The sequence below is a fragment of the Antarctobacter jejuensis genome, assembly GCF_052266595.1.
GTDB classification, from domain to species: domain Bacteria; phylum Pseudomonadota; class Alphaproteobacteria; order Rhodobacterales; family Rhodobacteraceae; genus Antarctobacter; species Antarctobacter jejuensis.
The window spans coordinates 121,708-147,056 of the sequence record NZ_JBQQXJ010000012.1; the positions used below are offsets into that span (position 1 = coordinate 121,708).

Genomic DNA, 25,349 nt, shown 5'->3' on the forward strand with positions numbered 1-25,349 from the left:
GGAGCGTACGATGGACGAAGAGATTGCCGGCCTCAGGTCGCGGATTGCCCAGATGCAACCGGTGCGCGCCGTCGGGCGGGTCCACTCCGTTGATGGAACGATTGTCTGGGTGCGTGGCCTGACAGAAACCGCGTGTATCGGGGACCGGCTGCGGCTTGTTCATGGAGAAAATGTTCTGGGCGGCGAGGTGCTGCGCATACGTGAGGATCTGGTTGCCATGCTGCCGGATGAGGCGGTCGAGGGGGTTTCACGCGGTGACCGGGTTGCCGTTCTGGGGGCGCCAACCCTGGCACCCTGCGACAGCTGGATCGGTCGGGTGATTGATGCCTACGGCCGTCCTCTGGACGGTGAACCTCTAGGCCCCGGTGAAAAACGCAGACCTTTTCGCGCCAGCCCGCCACCCGCCGCCGCGCGTCGCCGTCTGGGAACGCGCCTGTCCACCGGGCTTGCGATCTTCGACACGCTGTTGCCGATTGTCCAGGGACAGAGGGTCGGCCTATTCGCCGGTTCGGGCGTTGGCAAATCGCGGCTTCTGGCCCAGCTTGCGCAGGGCATGCAGGCGGATGTTGTGGTCTTGGCACTGGTCGGGGAACGGGGTCGCGAAGTGCTGGAGTTCGTCACATCGGTGCTTGGGCCAGAGGGTATGGCGCGCAGTGTTGTCGTTGCGGCGACCTCTGACCGGTCTCCTTTGGAACGGCGGCGCTGCCCCCTTGCGGCCATGACAATTGCCGAGCATTTCCGCGATCAGGGCAAACATGTCCTTTACCTAGCGGATTCGATCACCCGTTTTGCGGAGGCGCACCGCGAGGTGGCGATTGCTTCCGGTGAATTGCCAGCTTTGCGTGGCCATCCGCCCTCTGTCGCCCATCAGATCATGCGGCTTGCGGAACGAGCTGGTCCGGGCCGGGAAGGTGAGGGCGATATCACTGCCGTGTTCAGCGTGCTTGTCGCTGGGTCGGACATGGATGAGCCGGTTGCGGATATTCTGCGCGGTGTTCTGGATGGCCATGTCGTTCTGGATCGTCAGATCGCGGAACGCGGCCGGTTCCCGGCGATCGATCTGCTACGTTCGGTCTCTCGCAGCCTTCCCGAAGCAGCCAGTGACGCGGAAAACGAAATTATCCAGAGGGTGCGCGGCCTGTTAGGGTCCTATGCCCGCTCGGAAACGATGATTCGCGCCGGTCTGTACCGAGAAGGGGAGGATCCCCTCTTGGATCAGGCGATGCGGGTCTGGCCGGAACTTGACGGGTTCCTGGCGGAGAAGTCCCTGGACGGGCCGGAATGGGCATTCCAGAAACTTGAGCTTCTCCTGCGCAGGAGCAATGCCGCTCCCTCTCGGCGGCCACAGCCGGGCCGACCGATTGCGCAGGGGCGGTGAACCGGTCAAGTCCCGGGTGTCAGGAATATGAGGTGTTGATTGAGGACAACAAGGTCAGTGCGATCTGGTTTGAGCCGGTTCCTGAGGTCTGTGAAATCTGTGATTGCAGAAGATAGCTGTGGATCACCTTGTTGAGGGTTTCGGTGTCTTCGAGGTCCGAAAACGCCGTGATCCCGAAACGGCTTTCCGCCTTTTCGGTCAGCATTTCCAGTTGCTTGTCCAGATCGATCTGGCTGAATCCGGCCGGAAGATTCAAGGCTGTCTCAAAGACCTCACGCATCATCCTATCACCGAGGACGCTGTACCATTTCGTGGTGTTGGATGATGACAAGGCAGCCAAAGACGGGGCCGCACGCTGAAAGCTCAGCGCAGTTCCAATGGCGGGATCGACATTGCTGACGGCCTCTTCGAACAGTTGCCACTGGTGATTGTCGATGATGTTGTCGGCGAATTTCTCTCCCTGTAGGGCGGTCCTCGGCTCGGTGTCAAAGCCAAAGGCGCGGGACATCTCTGCCAGCCCAGAGTCGCCCAGGACATTGGCAAGAGCACCAGGGCCGGTGCCACCATCCTGCAAGGCCTGCCTCAACAGCGCGGGAGTCCTGATCCGGTCCTCCGCACCAAAGGCCCCAAGCGCGACTTTCACAAGGTCCCCATCGGCAAGAAACGCATCAAGAGAGTCGACCGACGCGATGTTTTCCTCAAAATAGGCCTTGGTTGTCTCCAAGACCGCCAAGGACTGTTCTTCCAACAGCGCAGCAGCTTCTGGATCGTCAATATACTCCGGCTGGGCGAGCAGGGAGGCGAGGTCAGACCGCACCTTGGCGTCATATGCTGCGACGATATCTTCAGCAAAGCCGTCTTGCTGAAACGGGTAGTCAACCGTTTCTGAGAAGTCGAAAGCATTGGCCAGAGCAACGTAGCGGCCGTCATTCAGCTTATTGGCCAGATCCGTATCATCATCGGCACCTTCCTCCAGAACCCGCTTGAGAAGGTATTTGCTGTCTACCTGGTCAGAAAGACCGAAGGCGGACAAGGCCACGCTAAGCAGGCGACGATCCTCGACCAATTCCTCGCCCGACGTGATAGTGCCGATTTTCTCGGCGAAATACGCCGTGTCCCTGGAAATTTCCGCGCTGGCGTTGAACGCCGCCCGCTGGGATTCCATAGTGGATTGCAGTACCTGCCAGCCAACCAGCCCGGTCCCGGGGATCATGGGAGTAATGGCCATAACGTTCTCCTATTGATGCGGAACGGTTCCGCTGGCCAGCAGTCTGTCTTCGCGCGGAATCAACGCGCGCAGAGCCTTCAGGCATTGATAAAACTGCTCAGACAGCAACGCTTCTGTGGCCTGTGTTAGTAGCCTGCGGCTGTCTGGATCGACGAGGATCTGGCTCAACTCCTCGATCCGGGGCAAAAGTTGCGTGCGAGCGTCTTCGATGCCGGCATCCCCGGTCAGAACAAGTTGGGCGTGGTAGCACAGACGCCGAACCGGTGTGCTGGCCTCTTCCGGGTGGATGGCGTCGCGCAACCTCAATACATTGGCATTGGGGGTTACGATGGATAGCCGACTGCGACGATCCCCGTTTTCAATGACCGCGCCGTTGATCAAGACGCGCTCACGCGGCCCCAGTTTCAGAACTAGTCCACTCATCTTTGTGTGCTCCGGCCGCTGAGCCCCCGCAGGATAGCGGCATTGATTTCCAGAAGCGGTCGGATGCTGCGGGCTTTCTTGGTCAAGACCTTCGAAGTGTGGTGCTGCACAAACTCCGCAAGATAGAAAATCTGCGCGCGCAATTCCTTTGGTAGCGCGTTTTCACCGTCCGCGACGTCGACGGCCAACACGGTCCAAAGGCGTTGATTGTCATAAAGGGCTTCTACAAGCCTGGGATATGCTCGAGGGCCACCTTCGGCCGCGGCCTTGATACGATGCGTGACCTTGGCGATCAGTTCGTATTCCGTGCCACGAGGCGTCTGGGTCGAGCGGGCATTTTGGGCATAGGCCCGTTGCGCGAGAGTTTGGGCGTTCACTTCAGAACCTTCTGGTTTTGAGGATTAAGGATTGGTGATCTGGGGGCCGGATGCCGGCCCCCAGAGAGTTTGCTTTAGCGGAAGAGCGACAGCAGCGACTGCGGCGCCTGGTTGGCGATCGACAGTGCCTGGACACCCAGCTGCTGTTGGACTTGCAGGGCCTGCAGACGGGCCGAGGCCTCTTCCATGTCGGCATCGACAAGTGTGCCGATGCCGGACTTCAGCGCGTCGGTCAGGCTGGACACGAAATCAGCCTGGGTTTCGATCCGGCCCTGGGCCGAACCGAAGGATGCCGCCGAGTCGATGGCGGTCTGGATCAGACCTTCGATCTCCGCCAGCGCCGCATCGGCCCCGGCTTGAGTGGTCACATCAACGTCCGACAGAGCCGCCAGACGGCCACCGATGGTGGTGTCGGTCGCCGCGTAGCTGCGCACCTGAACCGAGAAGTTGTCACCGGTGTTGTTGGCTCCGGTGAAATCCAGCTGGTTCGCGCTGGTGCCGTTTACCGCTGCCGCGATGCCCAACCCGTCCGTGATGTCGGAATTCGCCGAAACATAGGAGTTGAAGGCGTCGGCCAGACCGGCCGCAACATCCGCCTCAGTATCACCATCGCGAGCGATGTATGTGATTTCCTGTGCGCCTGCGGTTGCGGTGGTGTTGAAGGTGGCAAGGCCACCCGCACCTGCGGTGATCTCGATCGAGAAGCCGGTGCCCGCTGCCACGGTCGCGGTGCCTGCTCCCGCGGTCTGGCCGATAACGGCCAGCGTGGTCGGCTGGGTTGCGGCACCGGTCAGGGCGACGGCTGCGGTGTTTGCGGCGCCGGACGCTTCGTCCGTACCGACGGCAGTTGCCCCGGTGGTGGCCACGTTGATCGATCCGGCAGCCGTGCCGAGGTCTTGCTTGGCGACGGTGATGTCGGAAGCGGTCACACCGCTGCCCGAGCGGTCAAGCGACGCCAGAACGTTGATGCTGCCCGACCCTGCGGCTGTGTCAGAGTTCGACAACAGGTTGAGACCGTTGAACTGGGCGGCTCCGACAACAGCGGAAATCTGATCGCGCAGGGCGTCGATGTCCGTCTGGATCTTGGCCCGGTCGACGTTCTCTTCCTGAGCCGCGACGATCTTGCCTTTGATGTCGGTCAGCAGTTCCGTGGTGGTCTCTGCTGCCTGGCGTGCGACGGCAACGGTCGACTGGCCAAGGTTGAGGCTGTCGGAAATGCCTTTGAAGCCCTTCACGTCAGCTTCCATAACCTTGGAGATGGCCCAGACGGCCGAGTTGTCCATGGCATTGGCAACGCGCTTGCCTGTCGAGATCTCCTTTTGGGTGTCTGCCAAGCCAGAATTGATCGACTTGAGGGTTTGCAGCGCCACCATGGCGCCGTTGTTCGTCAGGATGCTAGACATAAGGTGTCCTTGCTATTCAAAAGGCGCTTTTGCGCCGGTTGCATTTGCCGCGTGCGGCATCTCTGACGCCTTTCTGACGTATGCAGCCCGAACCCTTTGTCGGCCTGCGCCACCGATGTGGTGCGCGGCCAACTTGGCCTTTGAATCCTAACGGAGCCCTAATCCCTCCTCAGCCGTTCCACGGCATTTAAACCAAATGCTCAGGCGCGTCGTTCCAGCCGTTTGACTGCTGGCGCATCTATGGTCTGACGCTGGCCATTTGCGTCGTATGTGTCAGTGGCCCGCCGAGCCCGATTGAGGTCTCCCAGACGCGCGGCGACATTGCGTATCCCGGCCATCGCCCGGTCAAACAATTCCTGATTCCTGCGCAATCCGTCCCGCAACGGCGCAACCACTGTTTCCGCCAGGGGTTCGGTGGTCAACTCCTGGGCCAGTTGCTGTTTCTCCTCCAGAAGATCCGAGAGAACGTCGAAATCTCCATTCAGAAGGGCTTTGCGTTCTCTCTCGAGCAGGTTCTGCAACCTGTCGGCAAGTACGGTGTCAGTCATTCATTCTCTCCTTGAGTGCGTGAAAGAGGGATTCCGCCAGTCCAATGCCGCCGCGTTTGGCCATCTGGCGAGCCTGTTCAAGACGGAGCATGGAAGCGAACTGGTTCTCACCGGCTCCGCCGCCAAAGCCTTCGGGCGTTTCGCCAACACCCGCGGATTTGAGCATTTCCGCGAGAAAATTGGCTTCGAGTTCCTGCGCTGCTTCGCGCAAGGCCTGGTCCTGTGTTTGCGGTACCGGAAGTCTTGGTTGGATTTCCATTCAGAATGTCTCCAATTCGATTCGCTCCGTTTGTTTTGACTCCATCTCGGTTAAAGAACCGGTAAGGAACATGGCGTTACGATGCCCAAGTGGAAGAGTTCCCGGAGCGCACATGCTGAGCCAATTGACAAACTTGCTGGGTCTTGGCCCTGCGTCCTCGACGATGGAAAGTCAGAAGGACGAAAGGACTGCATCCTTTTTTGCCGATATTTATGCTCAGGTTGATTCTGAATCTGATTACGACGGAAGAGATGCGAATACTGTCATTGATCATGCAGACCCTGTTGAGTCCGAAAAGGTGGAGCCGGACGACGGTAAGGATAGCGATACCACTGATGTTGTTTCTGCCGATGATCCTGACAAAGCTGACATAAACTCTTTTGGCGAATCAGTGGACGAAAGACACGTGATTCGAAAAAGTGATCGTTCATTTCCGTCCCTCAAAAAGAATTATGACTTGGATCCAATGGGTCCTGATACAGATTTGCATTTCGAAAGCGGAAAACCCCGCAGGAAAAATGAGGTTGTCGCTGGCCGCGATGATCCGTCAACCATTGGGAAGTTCCTTCAAGATCGGCGGGTTTTACCGGGCGATACCATGAAGACGGCTCAATCAGACGACCCGGTTCTGGATCGCGTCTTCGCCGAAGGTGGCGGGAAGCTAGCTGGACAACCCCCCGGAAGGATCGGAAATCAGTTCGGTATTTCACTTGGACACGCCAACGTCGTTCGAGTCGAAGAGTCTCAACTTTCAGCGGCAAAGGCGCATGGTAAATCGACCTCGATTATTATTGGGGATGATTTTGAGCAAAGGCGCGGAGCTCCTATCGAAAGCGCTCGAAATAAAACGTTCGAATTGGGAAGCGTGGATAAAACCAACGATGAACTGAAAAAACCTCTTGCAGGTCTTGATGGTGCGCAGATTCCTTCGAAAGAGGCGCCACTTGTCTCAAAATCTGTTCTGCCCGCAGAAGTGGAGGTGCCGACAATAGTGTCTGAAAGACTTCGGTCGGAAACCGATCAAAATGGGGTGGATCTGCAAAAAGCGAAGCGCGATTTGCCGATATTCAAATTCGGCCAGGATCGTATCGGAGCAACGCCTAACTCAAGTGACCGCACGGTAAGAGAAGTCGATTCTGTGCGTCCGGACTTCGCGGCTAAAGAGAAATTTGAGGCGGTACAAGGCCCTGAAATGGATGTGGCCGTCCGGATGTCGGATCTTGGGCTGGCCAAGGCGCAGAACGTCATTCTTGCCGACACTGCCTTTGCAGGAGAATCTGACACGCGAATCAAGATGCCAGAGCGTTCGCCTGCCCCTGACCAAGTGGTCCGAACGGATTTGCACAAGTCGTATTCAGGACCAAGGCAAACCCCTGCAAAGCCGCAAGCTTCTGTTCAGGACGGTGTTCAATCCGTGCGGTTCGGCGACGGTAACGCACTTGTGGCACATGCCAAGACCGATCAAAGCGCTCAGATTGACCTCGCTCCGCAGGTCGATCCGTCGATTGAATGGCTGAAGACCAAGAACGACGTTGCTCCTCATCCGACCCAATCGTCACAACGTACCCCTGTGGCCAATGGATTTGGCCTAATGCGCGACCTTGAGACTGAAACCATCCCTAAACGTCCGCAGGTTTCAGTAGGTGCCGGTCAGGCGATAGAGATTGGGACGCAGGCGAAGACACAGACTGGGCCGAATGATTTGCTGGGTGTCGATAAAACAGAGCGGCAAACGCAGGCGACACCGATCATCAAACCTTTGGTTTCTGGTCAGGAGGCCACGCTTCAGTCCTCAGTGACGGGCATCTCGCGGGGCAGCGATGCCATCCAGACAGATGCCGACGTAGCTAATCGGGGCAAGCTCCCAGATCCGACCGCGGGGCCGATTCCGGCAATGAAGTCGGCAACGGAACAGGGGCCGGTCAAGGCGGCGGCAATCCCGGATGGAGAGACCGCGGACTTGCCAGAGGCAAAATCGGTTCGATCACGTCTGGAAGGTGCAGACGCTGATCGCGATCCGTCCGTTAGGGCAGAGGCGTTCGTTGGCAAGACGGGGGTTACTGCCGATCAAGCGACGAAACAAGTCCAGTCCTTGCCATTAGCAGCCATGCAGGCAGGCTTTGGTCGTGTGACATCCCCGTACCTTGCTGATTTTGAGGACGAAATCTCGCTTGAAGAGTTGCAGCCCGCAGGCCCGGCCTTGGAAAGCCGCGCGCACTCCGGTGCGGCACCGCAGTCAACCACCCTTTCCCGCGCCGAGATAAATCCGGTCTTGCGCCAGATCGCCGATGGTATCGCCCGGCTGGGCGACGGCAGTGTCGAAATCCGTCTTTCTCCAGAAGAGCTTGGCAATGTCCGTCTGCAGATGTCGCAAGGCGACACGTCGATGACCGTGCACATCACGGCAGATCGGCCGGAAACTCTGGATCTGATGCGGCGACATATTGACCAACTGGCGAAAGACCTAGCCGAGGCTGGCTATGAAGGGGCCGAATTCACCTTTGGCGACGGTAACTCCGGCGGTGACGCCCGCCGGCAACATACAGACGACGACGCCTCCAAGGCGGAAATGCATACGGCGCCGCCGCCATCCCAGCAGCCCGTTTCGGACGGGCTGGACCTGAGATTCTAGAATGGAAAACCCGATATGACCGACATTTCGACGACCCCGCCGCTGTATGGCGGGCAGAGCGCCCAATCCTCAGCAGTGACCGGCAACCCCGAGGTCGCGGAAGCCAAGGCGGCGCTCAGTTCGGACTTCGATACCTTTCTGAAGATGTTGACAGTCCAGGTCCAGAATCAGGATCCGCTCAACCCCGTGGATTCGACCGACTACGCGACACAACTGGCGACCTTCTCTTCTGTCGAACAGCAGGTTCTGACAAATGACCTGCTCAGCGCAATGAGTGCCGCGCTTGGAGGTAACGCAATGCAGGAACTGAGCGGTTGGATCGGGATGGATGCCCTGGTTCAGGCTCCGGTCAGTTTCTACGGTGATCCGATCGCAATCCGGCCCGGGTTTGCCGAGGAGGCGGATGCCGCCCAGTTGATCGTCAGAAATAGTAACGGCGACGTGGTCCAGAAGTTCGCTCTGGATCTCGACCAGGAAGAAGTGTTCTGGAGCGGAACCGACGATACCGGTGCGGCCCTTCCCTTCGACACCTACCGGTTCGACGTTCAGAGCTTTGCGGTTGATGAGGTCATCGACACGCGGCAGGCGCAGGCATTTACCCGTATCCAGGAGGTCCGCAAGGATGGCGACAGCGTTGTCTTGCGGCTCGCTGGAGGGACGGAAACCGATCCGGCAAACATCGAGGGGCTGCGGCATCCCGGTTTTCAGTGAATTCAGAGCGTTCTACGAGGAATGCCGCGCCGCTCAGCAGCGCGGCATTATTCGTTCGAAAGACCCGGCTGCCCATCATTTTGGCGAATCATTGCCGATAAACTAAACCGAGTAGTTCATTTGGGATTTTGTCCGACTGTCACGTTAGAGGGATGATTATTAAAGATTTATTTTCCTTTTCGTTGGCAGCACGCTACTGACTTTCTGATAAGTAGAAAGGTATGTTGCCGAATTGACGCGCATTTCTGCGGATGCAGCACGGAATTGGCCTGACTGCGCCATTTCGGATTTGAACGGGAAACAGTTTGTGTGTAGGGTCCGAGATGTCGGGCGCCATGCGTCCAAGCCTGTACAGTTTTGGAGAACACCATGAAAAAGCTTTCGATCTTTGCTGCGGCCGCAGCGATCGCAGCTGCAGCAGCCGCCCCGGTGGCCGCTCAGGAAAACACTCAGGATCCGTTCGTTTCGACGGCTGGCCCTGCTATGCTGCCGCTGGTCATCATCGGCGGTTTTGCAACGGTCTTCGCGATCGCAGCCGCTTCGGGCACCAAGTAATACTTGGGTCCACTAGGTTTCTGGACGGCGACCCCTGTGGTCGCCGTCTTCTTTTTTGGACACCTGATTTTTCGATCTGAGTTTCAGCCCCCGGCATTTTTCCCAATCTGCGGTTTTCAAGCCTTTGGGCGCGCTCAACTGACATTGATCCAGGCAGCTGCTAGCGCGGCACCAAGGGCCATCCCCAAGGATGCCCAAATCAAGCGATGCTTCCAAGATGGCCTTGCGGGTGGCGCATCGGCCTGCGCTTGACGGACCAATGCCGCCTCGACCAGCTTCGGCAGTCTTGGTCCGAAACGCGCAAGGACCTGCGCCGTCTTCCACATGTCGGACACCGCCGCGCGGGGACCTATCGACTCCTTGATATAGGCTTCGACCACCGGCTCCGCGACCTTCCAGATGTTCATGCGCGGGTCCAGTGACCGCGCAACACCTTCGACGACGACCATTGTGCGTTGCAGAAGGATCAGCTCTGTCCGGGTTTCCATCCCGAACCGTTCGGTCACCTCGAACAGGTAGGCCAACAGCTTGCCCATGGAAATCCGGGTGGCATCCATGCCAAAGATCGGCTCTCCGACGGCGCGCAGGGCGCGGGCGAATTCATCGACATCACGGTCAGGCGGCACATAGCCAGCTTCGAAATGCACCTCTGCCACGCGCTTGTAGTCGCGCTGGATAAAGCCAAAGAGGATCTCGGCATAGACCCGGCGGGTGTACTCGTCGATATACCCCATGATGCCAAAATCATAGGCGATGATGTCGCCATTGGCGGCGACCTTCAGGTTCCCCTGATGCATGTCGGCGTGAAAGAAACCGTCGCGCAGGGCGTGGTTCAGGAACAATTGCAGGACACGTTCCGACAGGGCCACCCGATTGTGCCCGGCGGCATCCAGACCGTCATTGTCACCCAGCGGAACACCCTCAACCCAGTCCATGGTCATGACACGGCGACCGGAATGCATCCAACGCACCCCGGGCAGGGCAAAGCCCTCATCCTTGGCGGTGTTGGCGGCAAATTCACTGGCGGCGGCGGACTCCAGACGCAGGTCCAGTTCGCCTGTGACCACGCCTTCGAAATGCGCGATGACATCCTTGGGGTGCAACCGCCGTGACGCAGGCGACAGCAGTTCGATCATCCATGCGGCAAAGTAGAAGGCGTCGATGTCCTTGCGAAAGGCGCGTTCGATCCCCGGGCGCAGGATCTTTACCGCGACCGTTTCACCGGAGTCGCGCAAGGTTGCCTTGTGAACCTGGGCGATGGAGGCGGCGGCAACCGGATCGCTGAATGTGTCGAAAACCTCTTCGACCGGCGTGCCCAGTTCCGCCAGAACCTGCCGCTTGGCATCCTCGACTGGGAAGGGTGGCAGCTTGTCCTGAAGGACGCGCAATTCCGTAGCCATTTCATCGCCCACCACGTCGGGGCGGGTCGACAAGATCTGCCCGAACTTGATGTAGGCGGGTCCCAGAGCGTTCAGGGCGCGGACCACCGGCGGCATGGTCGGGTCGCCCTCATCCCCCAGCCAGCGGAATGGCCAGCCCAACACGCGCGCGGCCACCCGCAGAGGGGCCGGCGCCTCCAGTGCGTCCAGAACCGCGCGCATGGCGCCGGTGCGCTCCAAGGTCGCCCCGGTTTGGACCAGGCGCCAGATGTTGTGAGGGCCGCGCACCTCAGATCTTCCAGCCGGAATGCAGGCAGGCGACGCCCATCGACAGGTTGCGGTACTTTGCGTTTTCGAAACCCGCCGTGCGCACCATGTTCAGAAAGGTTTCCTGATCCGGAAATTTGCGGATCGATTCCACCAAGTACTGATAGCTGTCCCGGTCCTGCGCGATCACCTGACCCATGCGCGGAATGATGTTGAAGGAATAGAGGTCATAGGCCCTCTGCATCAGGTCGTTCGGGATCTGGCTGAACTCCAGCACCATCAGACGCCCGCCGGGGCGCAAAACGCGGAAGGCCTCGTTCAGGGCATCCTGGGGGCGGGTCACGTTCCGGATGCCGAACGAGATCGTGTAGACGTCAAAGGTGTTGTCCGGAAAGGGCAGGGCCATCGCGTCGCCAACGACCCAGTCCAGTTCGTCAGCCATAGCCTCGGCCTCGGCCCGCTTGCGGCCTTCGACCAGCATCGGTTCGGTCAGGTCCAGCACGGTGGCATGGCCATGGCCGGCACGTTTCAGGAAGCGAAAGGAGATGTCGCCGGTGCCCCCGGCCACGTCCAGCAGACGCTGGCCCGCCCGGGGTGCCAGCCAGTCCATCATGGCATCCTTCCACACACGGTGGATGCCGAAGGACATGACGTCATTCATGATGTCATATTTCGACGCGACAGACCGGAAGACTCCCTGAACCTTTCCGGCCTTGGCGTCTTCGGCCACTTCGGAGAAGCCGAAATGCGTGGTTTTTCCGGTGTCTTCACTCATAGGTCTTGCCGTCCTGCTCTGTCCTGCTTTCTTATAGAGCGCCCCCGGGCCGATACAATGTGAAGGACCGCCCACCATGCCCGAATTGCCCGAAGTCGAGACAGTCCGTCGCGGGCTGGCCCCGGTCATGGAGGGAAAGACGATCCTGCAGGCGCAGATCAACCGCCCCGACCTGCGGTGGCCTTTCCCGGAAAACATGGGCGCGCGCCTGACCGGGGCGCGGGTCGAACGCTTGCGTCGGCGGTCGAAATATATCCTTGCGGACCTGTCGACCGGGGAAACCTTGTTGGTTCATCTGGGCATGTCGGGCCGCATGCTGGTCTCCGGTGATCAGCTCGGCCGCTTTGTGCAAGAGCATCCCGCGCCTGAAAAACATGATCATGTGGTTCTCGACATGGAAGGCGGCGCGCGCATCACCTTCAATGACCCGCGCCGTTTCGGCGCGATGGACCTGATGCAGACTGCAACAGCGGAGTCGCACCCCCTGCTTGCCGTGCTGGGGCCGGAACCCTTGGGCAACGCCTTTAGCGAATCCTATCTGACCACCACGTTGCGCGGACGCAGGACGCCGATTAAATCCGCCTTGCTGGATCAGAAGATCGTCTCCGGACTGGGAAATATATACGTTTGCGAGGCACTTTTCCGCACTGGAATACATCCGGCACGCAAGGTCACTCGGATCTCGGAAAACCGTCTTGCGGGATTGGTGCCGGTGATCCGGGACGTGCTGCAAGAAGCCATCTTGGCGGGTGGGTCATCGCTGCGCGATTTCCGCCAAGCCGATGGAGAACTTGGATATTTTCAGCACAGTTTCGATGTCTACGGGCGAGAGGGGCAACCCTGCCGCAGCCCCGGATGCAGGGACACGATCCGCCGGATCGTACAGTCGGGGCGATCATCCTTCTATTGCGCAAGCTGTCAAAGATAGCTTGAACCATGTGAATGAAATGCTAAGGCTTGGCCCCTGACGGAACCGGACGGAGCCCCAGACCATGGCCTATGAGACGATCATCGTCGAAGTAGAAGACCACGTCGCCCTTATCAAACTGAACCGCCCCGACGCGATGAATGCGTTGAACTCGCATCTTCTCGGAGAGCTCTCCGAGGCGCTGGCGGAGGCGGACAAGAACGACAAGGTGCGCTGCATCATCATCACCGGCTCGGCCAAGGCATTCGCCGCCGGTGCCGACATCAAGGAGATGTCGGAAAAGACCTATGTCGAGATGTTCCTGACGGACTTCTTCGGCAACGAAGGCAACGCCATCACCTCGACCCGCAAGCCGATCATCGCCGCCGTGGCGGGCTATGCGCTGGGCGGCGGTTGTGAACTGGCCATGATGTGCGATTTCATCATCGCTGCCGACAGCGCCAAGTTCGGACAGCCGGAAATCAACCTTGGCGTCATGCCCGGTCTTGGCGGAACGCAGCGCCTGACCCGGTTGATCGGCAAATCCAAATCGATGGACATGAACCTGACCGGCCGCTTCATGGACGCCGAAGAGGCAGAGCGCGCGGGGCTGGTCAGCCGCGTCGTGCCCGCCAAGCAACTGATGGAAGAAGCGCGCAGCGCGGCAGAGAAGATCGCCGAGAAATCGATGATCTCGACCATCGCCTGCAAGGAAGCGGTCAATCGCGCTTACGAATCGACCCTGTCCGAAGGGTTGCTTTTCGAACGTCGCCTGTTCCACGCGCTTTTTGCGACCGAGGATCAGAAGGAAGGCATGGCCGCCTTCTCGGAAAAGCGCACGGCGCAGTTCCGCGACCGCTGAATTCAAATGGCACGGCGCCGGTTTCCGGCCCGTGCAAGCGAATCGCAGCGCGGGAAACCCGCGCTGCCGGGCCTGTCAGAGAAAAGCCTTGCCCGATCTCGGGTGCTCTAGTATAGGCGCCTGTCATACATGCGCGTGATGCCCGCTTAGGCAAGAATCGGTCCGGACTGCGATCCGGCTGTGTTGGCGTTGCGCAGCTTTGAAATACGACGACGACACACAGATACGAATTCGAAGGACCGGATCACATGGCAAACTCACCTCAGGCGAAGAAACGCGCACGTCAGAACGAAAAGCGCGCAGCCGTCAACAAGGCGCGCCGTTCGCGCATCCGCACATACCTGCGCAATGTCGAAGAAGCGATTGCATCGGGTGACAAGGACGCCGCAACTGCTGCTCTGCGCGCTGCACAGCCTGAGCTGATGCGCGGCGTGACCAAGGGAATCTTCCATAAAAATACCGCGTCTCGGAAGGTTTCTCGCCTTGCCGCACGGGTCAAGGCCATCGGCTGAGCCTATCTAAATCTAGTATCGAATGCGAAGGGCGCTACATCATGTGGCGTCCTTTTTGCGTGTATAACAGTTTGATCACACTGGGGATTCTTTTGCATTAGAATCCGAGTCAAGCGGTAGTTTCGGTTGCCCGCTCTTCGCGAAGATTGGTAGTTTCCTCTGGCGAGTCACATCGCAGGGGGGACAAGGCTGCCGGTTACGGGCGCTGGGTGTCAGCGCAAGTGGTCACGCTTGATGGGTTCGCGTGGATGCGCCGCCATCAAGCATTCGGGGAAACCCGGCCCTGTCCAAAGAGATATTATGCTGGACGCCGAGAGGCTGCGCCGAAGGGACTGTGGTGCAATTCTCTGGTGACGTACACGGGGGCAATCCCCGGCTTCTGCGTGCCGCGCAGGGGAGTATGAAGTCGTTCCCTCTGTTCTGTGTGGGCGCTGTCGGAGGGTGTTCCGGCATGGGGATCGTGAACGAGGACAGACTGTCATATGACCAAAGAGCAATGGGGGGCCTTGCAAGACAAGATCTGCAAGGCTGTCGGGCAAAACAACTATAAGACGTGGATTGAACCGCTGCACTTCATGGGGCTGAGCGCGGATGGTATCGTGACACTGCATGCTCCCACCAATTTCTTCAGCAACTATGTGTCGCAGAACTACGGAGACGTGCTTCTCGATCATCTGAATTCGACCACGGCCAACGTACGCCGTCTAGATATCCAGGTCGCCGCCGCACCCGGCGAGCGTGCCGAGCAACCCTCCAAACAAGCCGCAACTGCGCCGGCGCCGCAGCCTGCCGCGGCGACTCGCGGCCATCTGCCCGGCGCACCGCTGGACGGACGCTTTACCTTTGACACCTTTGTTGTCGGCAAGCCGAACGAATTGGCCCATGCCGCGGCGAAACGCGTGGCGGAGGGCGGCCCAGTCACCTTCAATCCGCTGTTCCTGTATGGTGGCGTCGGCCTAGGTAAGACACACCTTATGCACGCGATCGCCTGGGAACTGACCCAGCGAAATCCCCACATCACCGTGCTCTACCTGTCGGCCGAACAATTCATGTACCGCTTTGTTCAGGCGCTCCGCGAACGCAAGATGATGGACTTCAAGGAGATGTTCCGGTCTGTCGATGTTCTGATGGTGGATGATGTGCAGTTCATCGCCGGCAAGGATTCGACGCAGGAAGAATTCTTTCACACCTTCAATGCGCTCGTGGACCAGAACAAGCAGATCATCATCTCGGCCGATCGCGCGCCTGATGAAATCAAGGATTTGGAAAACCGCATCCGCTCGCGCCTGCAGTCCGGTCTGGTCGTCGATCTGCACCCGACGGACTATGAATTGCGTCTCGGCATTCTGCAGACCAAGGTCGAAGGCTACCGCACACAGCATCCCGGTCTGGAAATCGAAGCCGGGGTTCTGGAATTCCTCGCCCACCGGATCAGCACCAACGTGCGTGTTCTCGAAGGGGCGCTGACCCGTTTGTTCGCCTTTGCCTCTCTTGTCGGCAAGCCGATCAACATGGATCTGGTGCAGGACAGCCTTGCCGATGTTCTGCGCGCCTCGGAACGCAAGATCTCGATCGATGAGATTCAGCGCAAGGTGGCCGAGCATTACAACATCCGTCTCAGCGACATGATTGGGCCAAAGCGCGTGCGCAACTTTGCCCGCCCGCGTCAGGTGGCGATGTATCTCTGCAAGCAGTTGACCTCGCGGTCGCTGCCGGAAATCGGCCGCCGCTTTGGCGGTCGGGACCACACCACCGTCATGCACGGGGTGAAGCGGATCGAAGAACTGCGCCAGCAGGATGGTCAGATCGACGAGGACGTCGAAATGCTGCGCCGGGCACTGGAAGCCTGACCAGCTGTTGAAAAAATGCGGCGCACCGACATTGGCGCGCCGCAACGCCTTGACGCCTTGGCAAAAGCGCAAGACAAATCGTGAAAACCGGGTTGGAGAGCGGACCGACGCGCGCTAGGCTGCGTCTCCCGGCGTTGCGGAAGAGGGTAGGGCGATGAAATTCAGCATGGAACGGGCGGCGCTGTTGCGCGCGGTCGCGCAAGCGCAATCTGTGGTCGAGCGGCGGAACACCATTCCGATCCTCGCCAACGTGCTGATCGAGGCCGAGGGGGAGAACGTCACCTTCCGCGCCACCGATCTGGATATCGAGGTTCTCGACAAGGCGGTTGCGCAGGTCGAAAAGGCCGGCGGCACCACTGTCTCTGCCGTGACGCTGCATGAAATCGTGCGCAAGCTGCCGGATGGCGCATTGGTCGAACTGACCTCTGATCCCGGCTCGGGTCGCCTGTCGGTCTCTGCCGGGCGCTCTCATTTCTCGCTGGCGACCCTGCCCAAGGAAGATTTCCCGGTCATGGCTTCATCCGAGTATGAGACCAACTTCTCGGCCAAGGCCGAGGTGCTGCGCCGGCTCTTCGACAAGTCGAAGTTCGCCATCTCCACCGAGGAAACGCGCTATTATCTCAACGGTGTCTACCTGCATGTAGCCGACGGCGAAGATGGCAAGGCGCTGCGCTGCGTCGCCACGGACGGTCACCGTCTTGCCCGGATCGACGCGCCGCTGCCTGCGGGCGCCGAGGACATGCCCGGCGTGATCGTCCCGCGCAAGACCGTGGGTGAGATGCGCAAGCTTCTGGATCAGGACGACATGGACATCGCGGTGTCCGTCTCCGAAACCAAGGTGCGCTTTGCTACGCCGGACATCACACTGACCTCCAAGGTGATCGACGGAACCTTCCCCGATTACACCCGCGTCATTCCCAGCGGCAACACCCGCCAGATGGAAGTCGACGCATCGGAATTCGCCAAGGCCGTGGACCGGGTGGCGACGGTGTCGTCCGAACGGTCGCGTGCGGTCAAGATGCAGCTGGACGAGGATCGGCTGGTGCTGTCGGTCAATGCGCCGGACAGCGGGGCAGCTGAGGAAGAACTGGCCGTGGCCTATGGCGATGAGCGGCTGGAAATCGGCTTCAACGCCAAGTATCTCTTGGAAATTGCCAGCCAGGTGGATCGCGAAAACGCCGTTTTCCTGTTCAACTCCTCCGGTGATCCCACCCTGATGCGCGAAGGCAACGACACCAGCGCGGTCTATGTTGTCATGCCAATGCGGGTGTAAGGCCAGACGGTTTATCGTCTGACGCATGTCCCTTGCCCTGACAAAGCTGACGCTGTCGCATTTCCGGTCCCACCGCCGCACCGCGCTGGATCTGGATGCGCGGCCTGTGGCGATTTTCGGCCCCAATGGCGCGGGTAAGACAAACCTGATCGAGGCGGTTTCGCTGTTTTCGCCCGGGCGCGGTTTGCGCCGTGCCTCGGCCGCGGAAATGGCGCGCCGGCCCGAAAGCCTTGGCTGGAAGATCACCGGCCTGTTGACCGGGCCGGAAGGGCAGAATGAAATCGTCTTCTCTTCGGAAAACGGCGCGGCGCGCAGCATCACCATCAATGACAAAACCGCCAGCCAGATCGCTCTGGGCCGTATCGCGCGGACCGTCTGGCTGATCCCGGCGATGGACCGGCTGTGGATCGAAGGGGCCGAGGGACGGCGGCGATTTCTGGACCGCATGACACTGTCCTTCTTTCCTGATCACGCGCAGGCGGCGCTGGATTACGAAAAGGCCATGCGCGACCGCAATCGCTTGCTTAAGGATCAGGTGCGCGATGCCCATTGGTATCAGGCGCTGGAGGCTCAGATGGCCCGGTCGGGTGCGTTGTTGACCGCCAATCGCGAAGAGGCGCTAACCCGCCTGCGGGCAGCGCAGGACAGAGCCCAGACGGCATTTCCGACCGCGGAACTGGAGATCGTGCAATCCGAAGGCAGCCTGCCCCAAAGCGCAGAGGACCTGCGGGAGGCACTGGCCGAAAGCCGGTTCCGCGATATGGCGGCGGGGCGCTCTCTGGTCGGGCCGCATCGTTCTGACCTGTACGGGGTTTTCGCGGCCAAGGGTGTGCCAGCCTCTGACTGTTCGACCGGAGAGCAGAAGGCACTATTGATTTCATTGATCCTCGCCAATGCCCGCGCACTTGCGCAGGATTTCGGCGCGGCGCCGATCCTCTTGCTGGATGAGGTGGCGGCGCATCTGGACGCCAACCGGCGGGCGGCGCTTTACACTGAACTTACGGCGCTGGGGGCGCAGGCCTGGATGACCGGCACCGGTCCGGAACTGTTCGCGGAACTGGGAGACGACGCGCAGTACCTCGAAGTGACGGACGAAGACGGCGAAACGAGGGTAGAGCCCCGTGATTGAGACGATTGCCGAACCGGATCTGGTGCCCGAGGATGAGGCGCAGATCGCTGAAATCCTCCGGGACAGCTTTCCGACCGATTTCGGCGGCCGCAGTTTTTATCAGCAACGCCCACACATGCGCATCGTCTGGCGCGAGGAACGGATCGTCTCGCAACTCTCACTTTTCCTGCGGGCGATCCGGGTGGGTGATGATCTTGTGGATGCGGCGGGCATCGGGGATGTGGCGACCGCCCCGGGCGCGCGGGGGAAGGGCCATGCCGACGCCGTTGTGGCAAAAGCCGTCGAGGTGGCCCGATCCAGCGGCGTGCGTTTTCTCATCTTGTTCGGGGATCGGACGCTGTATGATCGGGCCGGTTTCCTGCCCGTGGCCAACAGGTTTCGCTATATCAAGATGATTGGCGCGCGCACCGGCGAGGTCACCGAAGGTAGCAGTCCCTTCTTTCGGGTCAAGGCCCTGACCGAAGAGCGCTGGCAAGAAGGCGAACAGGTCGATTTTCTCGGCCACCTGTTCTGATCCATGAAACCCTGTCAGACTGTTTGGAACAGTTCTTTGGGTAAATGCCATGGCCGATCCCGTCGATGCGCGGATGACTTCCCTGATCCGCGACAAACTGAAAGAAATCGCGCGCGAAGAAGATGTGCGGATCCTCTTGGCCGTTGAAAGCGGCTCTCGCGCGTGGGGGTTTCATTCGCCGGACAGCGATTACGACGTGCGGTTTGTCTATGCACGCCCGCTGCGCTGGCACCTTGAACTGGGCAAGAAGCGCGACGTGATCGAGCGGCCCATCGATGATGAACTGGACATATCGGGCTGGGAGTTGTCCAAGGCCCTGACACTGGCGCTGGGATCGAATGCGGTGATCGCCGAATGGCTGCAGTCTCCGGTCATCTATCTTGCCGAGGAGGAGGCGGTGCAACGGCTGTCCGGGTTCGCCGCGCGGGCGTTGGACCGGAAATCCGTCAGTTGGCATTACCTGTCGCTCTTGCGCAGACAGCAGGCCCGGCTGATCGGACCGGACGGGCAGCCCCGGCTCAAGCGGTTCTTCTACATCCTGCGACCCGCGCTGGCCTTGCGCTGGATCCGATTGAACGCCGCCGCCATGCCCCCGATGGACATGGCCAGACTGCGCGCGGGGTGTGATCTGGACGCAGAAACCGAGGCGGCCATAGATCGCCTGATCGTTCAAAAGATGGCCGCGTCGGAAAGTGCCGCGGGCCATACACCTGACCCGCATCTGACAGATCTGATAGACGCGGAATCCGAAGCGACGGACGTATGGCTGAAGAGCGCGGTAAGCCCGAAAAACGCCGCGCTCCGGGATGAGGCCAACGAACTTCACCGTGATCTGACGCTGTCGGGAATCTCCCACTAGGCGATTACCAAATATTGTGCCCGTCGCGTGACAATCCCCCGTTAAACCTCTATAAGTTGGGCCAAAATAACTAAGGATCAGGCAATGTCCGACCAGCCCGCGGCCCAGAATGAATACGGCGCCGATTCCATCAAGGTTCTCAAAGGCTTGGAGGCTGTTCGCAAGCGTCCCGGCATGTACATCGGTGACACCGATGACGGCTCGGGCCTGCACCACATGGTTTATGAGGTCGTGGACAACGGTATCGACGAAGCCCTGGCCAAACACGCCGACTATGTGCATGTGAAAATCCACGCCGATTCCAGCGTGTCGGTGCGCGACAACGGGCGTGGGATTCCAGTCGACATCCATCCCGAAGAAGGGGTCAGCGCGGCCGAGGTCATCATGACCCAGCTGCATGCTGGCGGGAAGTTCGACAGCAATTCCTACAAGGTGTCTGGCGGTCTGCACGGTGTGGGCGTGTCGGTTGTGAACGCTCTGTCCGTCTGGCTGGAGCTGCGCATCTGGCGCAACGGCAAAGAGCATTACGCCAAGTTCGAACATGGCGAGACCACCGAACATCTGCGGGTGGTTGGCGAATCCGAGGGTGAAACCGGGACAGAGGTGCGCTTTCTGGCCTCGACCGGTACTTTTTCAAATCTCGATTATCAATTCGAGACGCTGGAAAAACGCCTGCGCGAACTGGCTTTCCTGAACTCTGGCGTGCGCATCATTCTGGAGGATGAACGCCCGGCCGAGCCGGTGAAGACCGAATTGCATTATGAAGGCGGGGTGCGCGAATTCGTCAAATACCTCGACCGGCACAAGCAGGCGGTGATGACCGATCCGGTCTACATGGAGGGCGAGAAGGACGGCATCGGCGTCGAAGTCGCCATGTGGTGGAACGATAGTTACCATGAAAACGTCCTGCCCTTTACCAACAACATTCCCCAACGCGATGGCGGCACGCACCTTGCGGGTTTCCGCGGCGCACTGACACGGACGATCCAGAAATACGCGCAGGAATCCGGGATCGCGAAGCGCGAGAAGGTGAACTTTACCGGCGACGACGCGCGTGAGGGCCTGACTGCTGTTCTGTCGGTCAAGGTGCCGGACCCGAAGTTCAGCTCGCAGACCAAGGACAAGCTGGTGTCGTCAGAGGTGCGGCCGGCAGTCGAGGGGTTGATGAACGAAAAGCTGTCGGAATGGTTCGAGGAGAACCCGCAGCAGGCCAAGCAGATCGTCGGCAAGATCATCGAGGCCGCTTTGGCGCGTGAGGCTGCGCGCAAGGCCCGCGAACTGACCCGCCGCAAGACAGCGATGGACGTCAGTTTCAACGCGGCCAAACTGAAGGACTGTTCCGAAAAGGACCCCAGCCTGACCGAGCTTTTCCTCGTCGAGGGTGACTCGGCCGGTGGTTCGGCCCAGACCGGCCGCGACCGGCGCAATCAGGCGATCCTACCCCTGCGCGGCAAGATCCTGAACGTGGAACGCGCGCGGTTTGACCGGATGTTGTCATCTCAGGAGATCGGCAACCTTGTCATGGCGCTTGGCACCGGGATCGGGCGGGATGAATTCAACATCTCCAAGCTGCGCTACCACAAGATCGTCATCATGACCGATGCCGACGTCGATGGCGCGCACATCCGGACGCTTTTGCTGACATTCTTCTACCGGCAGATGCCCCAGTTGATCGAGGGCGGATACCTCTACATCGCACAGCCGCCCCTCTATAAGGTCGCGCGCGGCAAGTCGGAAGTTTACCTCAAGGATCAGGCGGCGCTGGACGATTATCTGATCCAGCAGGGCATCGATGGGGCGCAGTTGAAGCTGGAATCCGGCGAAGTGATCATCGGGCAGGACCTGATCCGTGTGGTCGAGGAAGCGCGCCAGTTGCGGCGCGTGCTGGATGCATTCCCGACCCATTACCCGCGCCATATCCTTGAACAGGCGGCCATCGCCGGGGCCTTTGTGCCCGGCGCGGTGGAGGCGGACCTGCAAGGGGTTGCGGACAAGGTCGCGGCGCGGCTGGACCTGATCGCGCTCGAATACGAGCGCGGCTGGATGGGCCGGATCACGCAGGACAAGGGCATCCGCCTTGCACGGATCCTGCGCGGCGTCGAAGAGGTGCGCACGCTGGACGGACCGATGCTGCGGTCTGGTGAGGCACGCAAAACCGGCAGCTTTACCGAGAGCCTTCAGCATATCTACGGCGCGTCCTCCGTGCTGGAGCGGAAGGAACGACGGCAGATGATCCACGGGCCGCTGGATCTGCTGAAGGCCATCCTGGAAGAAGGCGAAAAGGGCCTGAGCCTGCAGCGTTACAAAGGACTGGGCGAGATGAACCCGGACCAGTTGTGGGAGACAACGCTGGACCCGGACGCGCGGACCTTGCTGAAGGTGACCATCGACGACATGGCCGAAGCGGACGATCTGTTCACCAAGCTGATGGGCGACGTGGTCGAGCCGCGGAGGGAATTCATCCAGAAAAACGCGCTGACGGTAGAAAATCTCGATTTCTGATTTGATGTAGATGTTCTCTCCTGGGTATCTCGCGGCTCGGTCATAGGTTCGATCTATGTCACACATGATGGGTCATTCGAGAGTTTTTTTAACAAAAGGCAGGCAGACACTGGGCGACGGGTTCGTGCGCCCTGCCCTTCGAACCGCGCTCACGTCACGCGAGGGTCTACGAGCTACGGTAATCCTCCTCCTTTTAATGGGCGCTGAATTACATTTTTCATGGGCTTTGTTAAAAATTGAGATAGGTATCCTGGAGTACTTCTGTGTCCATTGAATGTGCTCAATCAGGTAGAGAAAATATTCGCAAATGATTTTCTAAGAAGGTGACTCAGAGAATATGGTAATGAATGAATTGTAATTATGCGATAGTGTGTATAGGAAAATACCGCGCCAGGCACCCGTGTGACATAAAATACTCCTTTTGTTTATAATGACGATCCAAAGATGAGTTGTGGAGGGTTTTCTGGAACGTGTGGGGATGCGGGCATGTCAAGCACTTTTGGAGAACCGCAACTTCCAGTTTGCACCGGGAGAGAGCAGTCCCGGATTTGACGCCTGATAGCTCTCTAGATCGAGATATCCAGATGAACCTGAGTTTCTTGACCGTCCCGATGCAGTTGACTTGTTTTCAGAATCAGATTTTATGGTTTTAAATTGCGACCGCGTTCTGAATTTATTGTCACGGTTCTCGCGATAACCAGCAGAACACCAATCATAGGAACAGGCATAGGAGGCACGGCGAAAGCGTTACGGCCTGAGTGCCGGTAGTTAATTTTGGGCCCGTTTGAACCGGACTGCTTGGAACATTTGATCGAACGGTCTGGTGCGATGAAGGAAGACGAGCATTTGGCGCTGTACCAGTCTCGTCAGGCTCACGCCTTGAAGCGGCACCCGAACCTGCAATCGAAGCTGTGTCGCGAAAGCATGGCGCTCCGTGGCGGTCGCGGAACTGCGTTCAGGGATGAACCCTTGCCTGTTCAGGTCGACTTCGGTTAAGTCTCTGCACGGCACGAAGCCTACATTGTGGGCGTTTCAAGTAAACCCTGCAGACGTCGGACATCGGGGTCACACAAGAGCGGGGTTGGGTCGAAACTTGGTTAATAAAGAAACGGTGCGGATGTCATGGGCGCTTCTGGACGCCCGCGAACGACGCAATGCGTGGATCGTCCTTGCCATCATCCTGATAAGTGCTTTTTCAGCGATGCTGATGGTGGCCTCGATCATGCCGTTTCTCGCGGTCATGTCCGACCCCGACCGCATCCAGACCAGCCGCGCCTTGTCTTGGGCCTTTGAAAAGGGCGGTTTCGAAAGTGACTATGACTTTCTGGTCGCCCTGGGCATTGGGTCAATCGCTGTCATCATCCTCTCAAATCTCTTTCAGATTCTGAAAGTATTTGCGATTTCGCGCTTCAGCTCCATGCGTGCCTTCTCAATCAGTACAAGGTTGTTGGAGAATTATTCGAAGCAGCCGTATCTCTATGCTGTGGATCGGCACTCGGCCGATCTTTCGAAACAGATCCTCGATGAGGCACAACAGGTCGTGGAACGCGGGTTTCGCCCAATTCTGGACGGGATCGCCTCCATTGTCACAGCAGCCCTAATTGTGCTTTTGTTGTTTTATTTGGAACCTAAGGTGACTGCACTTGTCTTTCTGGCTCTGGGCGCGGTTTACGGAAGCACGATTTTCATAACCCGGCGCTGGACCACGCGTCTGGGAAAGATCCGCGCCGAAGCCAATTCCCAGCGGTATAAAATCGCCAATGAGGCCTTGGCCGGCATCAAGGATATCAAGCTTCTGGGGCGAGAGAGATTCTATCTCGACAAGTTCTCGAACCCGGCACGGCGAATGGCACGCAGCGTCGCGCAGATTTCCGTTGCCGCGCAGTCGCCGCAATATATCATCCATGCGGCGATGTTCACCGGAATGATCGTGTTATGCCTACTTCTGATGGTGAGTAGCGGGGCCAGTGGTCAGGATGCATTGCAAAAAATCCTTCCGACGATTGGTTTGATGGCTCTGGCCGGGCAGCGGCTTTTGCCGGAAATCTCTCGCTTGTTCCAATCTGTTACGCTTCTGTCATTCTCCGGTCCCGCAGTTCAATCGGTTTATGACGATTTGGTTTCGGACCGCGTTCATGTGGAATTGCCGCATAACCGGTGTGAGCCGCTCGGCTTGAAATCCTCTTTGACCTTTGAAAAGGTGTCATTCCGGTTTCCCAACGCCAAAACAGCGGGCCTGTCTGAGGTCGATTTCGTGATCTCCGCCGGTGAGCGGATCGGGATCGTCGGCTCTACCGGCGCTGGGAAATCGACGCTGGCGAATTTGATTCTGGGCCTCATCCCGCCAAGCGACGGACGTATTCTGATAGACGGGCAACCGTTAGCGGAGGACAATCGCCGCGCGTGGCAGCACACGATCGGCTATGTTCCGCAGGAAATTTTCCTTGCCGATGCATCTGTCCGCGAGAACATTGCCTTGGGTGTCCGCGCCGATCAGATTGACGAGGCCCAGTTGATCGATGCAGCCAAAACCGCGCAAGTCCACGAGTTTATCACGCAGCAATTGGACAACGGCTACGACACTAACGTGGGCGAACGCGGGTCACGCCTGTCCGGTGGGCAGCGTCAGCGCATCGGCATCGCGCGCGCGCTCTACAATCAGGCCGATCTGGTGCTGTTCGACGAGGCCACCAGCGCGCTGGACAATGCCACCGAGAAGGAAGTCATGCGCTCCATCGAAGCGTTGCCCGGCGACAAGACGCTGATCATGATCGCGCACCGTCTGAGCACACTGGCGGGCTGCGACCGCATCATGGTGTTGCGCCAAGGCAAGATAGCGGGCTTTGACACCTGGGCGGCGCTGGAACGGGACTGTGCCGAGTTTCGTGCGATTGCCCACGGCGTGCATTCGACAGGAGAGATGGCATGACACCCCGGACATGGCTCCGTTCCGTCGCGGGACGGCTGTTCAACGTGAATATCTACAGTGTGACGCCGCAGGGGGTG

General features: G+C 59.2%; 22 protein-coding genes. 14 read left to right on the forward strand and 8 right to left on the reverse strand.

Features of this window, described 5'->3' with window-relative positions; translation table 11 throughout:
* Positions 1-10: 10 nt before the first annotated feature.
* Positions 11-1,378 carry a FliI/YscN family ATPase gene (locus ACTXGA_RS17295; RefSeq protein WP_443395816.1) on the forward strand — a complete coding sequence of 456 codons (1,368 nt, stop codon included), beginning with the start codon at positions 11-13 and terminating at the stop codon, positions 1,376-1,378.
* Positions 1,379-1,397: 19 nt separating this feature from the next.
* On the opposite strand, the gene ACTXGA_RS17300 is transcribed toward ACTXGA_RS17295, so the two are convergent.
* The 6 genes from ACTXGA_RS17300 to ACTXGA_RS17325 form a co-directional block, all read right to left on the reverse strand.
* On the reverse strand, positions 1,398-2,606 hold the full coding sequence (locus ACTXGA_RS17300; protein ID WP_443395818.1) for a DUF1217 domain-containing protein: 1,209 nt from the start codon (positions 2,604-2,606) through the stop codon (positions 1,398-1,400).
* 9 nt (positions 2,607-2,615) lie between these two features.
* Positions 2,616-3,029, reverse strand: a complete 414-nt coding sequence (gene flbT / locus ACTXGA_RS17305) for a flagellar biosynthesis repressor FlbT (RefSeq protein ID WP_443395820.1) — start codon at positions 3,027-3,029, stop codon at positions 2,616-2,618.
* Positions 3,026-3,406: a flagellar biosynthesis regulator FlaF gene (flaF, locus tag ACTXGA_RS17310; protein ID WP_443395822.1), complete on the reverse strand. Its 381-nt coding sequence runs from the start codon at positions 3,404-3,406 to the stop codon at positions 3,026-3,028. The genes flbT and flaF overlap by 4 nt, the downstream gene beginning before the upstream one ends.
* A 74-nt stretch (positions 3,407-3,480) precedes the next feature.
* Positions 3,481-4,809, reverse strand: a complete 1,329-nt coding sequence (locus ACTXGA_RS17315) for a flagellin N-terminal helical domain-containing protein (protein WP_443395824.1) — start codon at positions 4,807-4,809, stop codon at positions 3,481-3,483.
* A 200-nt stretch (positions 4,810-5,009) separates the two neighbouring features.
* Positions 5,010-5,357: a flagellar protein FlgN gene (locus ACTXGA_RS17320; protein WP_443395826.1), complete on the reverse strand. Its 348-nt coding sequence runs from the start codon at positions 5,355-5,357 to the stop codon at positions 5,010-5,012.
* The gene (locus ACTXGA_RS17325; RefSeq protein WP_443395828.1) at positions 5,350-5,616 is read right to left on the reverse strand and encodes a rod-binding protein; all 267 of its coding nucleotides are present in this window, start codon (positions 5,614-5,616) and stop codon (positions 5,350-5,352) included. Before ACTXGA_RS17325 ends, ACTXGA_RS17320 begins: the two co-directional genes overlap by 8 nt.
* A gap of 112 nt (positions 5,617-5,728) precedes the next feature.
* Here ACTXGA_RS17325 and ACTXGA_RS17330 point away from each other — a divergent pair, with 112 nt between their 5' ends.
* The 3 genes from ACTXGA_RS17330 (at position 5,729) to ACTXGA_RS17340 (ending at position 9,514) form a co-directional block, all read left to right on the forward strand.
* Positions 5,729-8,248, forward strand: a complete 2,520-nt coding sequence (locus tag ACTXGA_RS17330; RefSeq protein WP_443395830.1) for a flagellar hook-length control protein FliK — start codon at positions 5,729-5,731, stop codon at positions 8,246-8,248.
* Positions 8,249-8,263: 15 nt separating this feature from the next.
* Positions 8,264-8,959 carry a flagellar hook capping FlgD N-terminal domain-containing protein gene (locus tag ACTXGA_RS17335; RefSeq protein WP_443395832.1) on the forward strand — a complete coding sequence of 232 codons (696 nt, stop codon included), beginning with the start codon at positions 8,264-8,266 and terminating at the stop codon, positions 8,957-8,959.
* Between the two features lie 369 nt (positions 8,960-9,328).
* Complete coding sequence (locus tag ACTXGA_RS17340) at positions 9,329-9,514, forward strand: hypothetical protein (protein ID WP_443395833.1); 186 nt, start codon at positions 9,329-9,331, stop codon at positions 9,512-9,514.
* 134 nt (positions 9,515-9,648) lie between these two features.
* Here the strand turns inward: ACTXGA_RS17340 and ubiB are convergent, their stop codons facing one another.
* Complete coding sequence (ubiB, locus tag ACTXGA_RS17345; RefSeq protein ID WP_443395835.1) at positions 9,649-11,181, reverse strand: 2-polyprenylphenol 6-hydroxylase; 1,533 nt, start codon at positions 11,179-11,181, stop codon at positions 9,649-9,651.
* A gap of 1 nt (position 11,182) precedes the next feature.
* On the reverse strand, positions 11,183-11,935 hold the full coding sequence (gene ubiE, locus ACTXGA_RS17350) for a bifunctional demethylmenaquinone methyltransferase/2-methoxy-6-polyprenyl-1,4-benzoquinol methylase UbiE (RefSeq protein WP_443395837.1): 753 nt from the start codon (positions 11,933-11,935) through the stop codon (positions 11,183-11,185).
* Positions 11,936-12,011: 76 nt separating this feature from the next.
* On the opposite strand from ubiE, the gene mutM reads away from it, so the two are divergent.
* From mutM to ACTXGA_RS17400, 10 genes are all read left to right on the forward strand, one after another.
* Positions 12,012-12,863, forward strand: a complete 852-nt coding sequence (gene mutM, locus ACTXGA_RS17355) for a bifunctional DNA-formamidopyrimidine glycosylase/DNA-(apurinic or apyrimidinic site) lyase (RefSeq protein WP_443395839.1) — start codon at positions 12,012-12,014, stop codon at positions 12,861-12,863.
* A gap of 64 nt (positions 12,864-12,927) precedes the next feature.
* Positions 12,928-13,704 carry an acryloyl-CoA hydratase gene (acuK, locus tag ACTXGA_RS17360; RefSeq protein ID WP_443395841.1) on the forward strand — a complete coding sequence of 259 codons (777 nt, stop codon included), beginning with the start codon at positions 12,928-12,930 and terminating at the stop codon, positions 13,702-13,704.
* A 248-nt stretch (positions 13,705-13,952) separates the two neighbouring features.
* On the forward strand, positions 13,953-14,216 hold the full coding sequence (gene rpsT, locus ACTXGA_RS17365; protein ID WP_443395843.1) for a 30S ribosomal protein S20: 264 nt from the start codon (positions 13,953-13,955) through the stop codon (positions 14,214-14,216).
* Between the two features lie 482 nt (positions 14,217-14,698).
* Complete coding sequence (gene dnaA / locus ACTXGA_RS17370) at positions 14,699-16,066, forward strand: chromosomal replication initiator protein DnaA (RefSeq protein ID WP_443395845.1); 1,368 nt, start codon at positions 14,699-14,701, stop codon at positions 16,064-16,066.
* 154 nt (positions 16,067-16,220) lie between these two features.
* Entirely contained in the window at positions 16,221-17,339 is a 1,119-nt protein-coding gene (dnaN, locus tag ACTXGA_RS17375) for a DNA polymerase III subunit beta (protein ID WP_443395847.1), read from the forward strand.
* Positions 17,340-17,364: 25 nt separating this feature from the next.
* Entirely contained in the window at positions 17,365-18,468 is a 1,104-nt protein-coding gene (gene recF, locus ACTXGA_RS17380) for a DNA replication/repair protein RecF (RefSeq protein WP_443395849.1), read from the forward strand.
* Positions 18,461-18,982, forward strand: a complete 522-nt coding sequence (locus ACTXGA_RS17385; protein ID WP_443395851.1) for a GNAT family N-acetyltransferase — start codon at positions 18,461-18,463, stop codon at positions 18,980-18,982. The genes recF and ACTXGA_RS17385 overlap by 8 nt, the downstream gene beginning before the upstream one ends.
* Positions 18,983-19,031: 49 nt before the next feature.
* Positions 19,032-19,841, forward strand: coding sequence for a nucleotidyltransferase domain-containing protein (locus tag ACTXGA_RS17390; protein ID WP_443395853.1), 810 nt, complete (start codon positions 19,032-19,034; stop codon positions 19,839-19,841).
* 84 nt (positions 19,842-19,925) lie between these two features.
* Positions 19,926-22,343, forward strand: coding sequence for a DNA topoisomerase (ATP-hydrolyzing) subunit B (gyrB, locus tag ACTXGA_RS17395; RefSeq protein WP_443395855.1), 2,418 nt, complete (start codon positions 19,926-19,928; stop codon positions 22,341-22,343).
* A gap of 1,117 nt (positions 22,344-23,460) precedes the next feature.
* Entirely contained in the window at positions 23,461-25,272 is a 1,812-nt protein-coding gene (locus ACTXGA_RS17400) for an ABC transporter ATP-binding protein (RefSeq protein WP_443395857.1), read from the forward strand.
* The last annotated feature ends 77 nt before the right edge of the window (positions 25,273-25,349 follow it).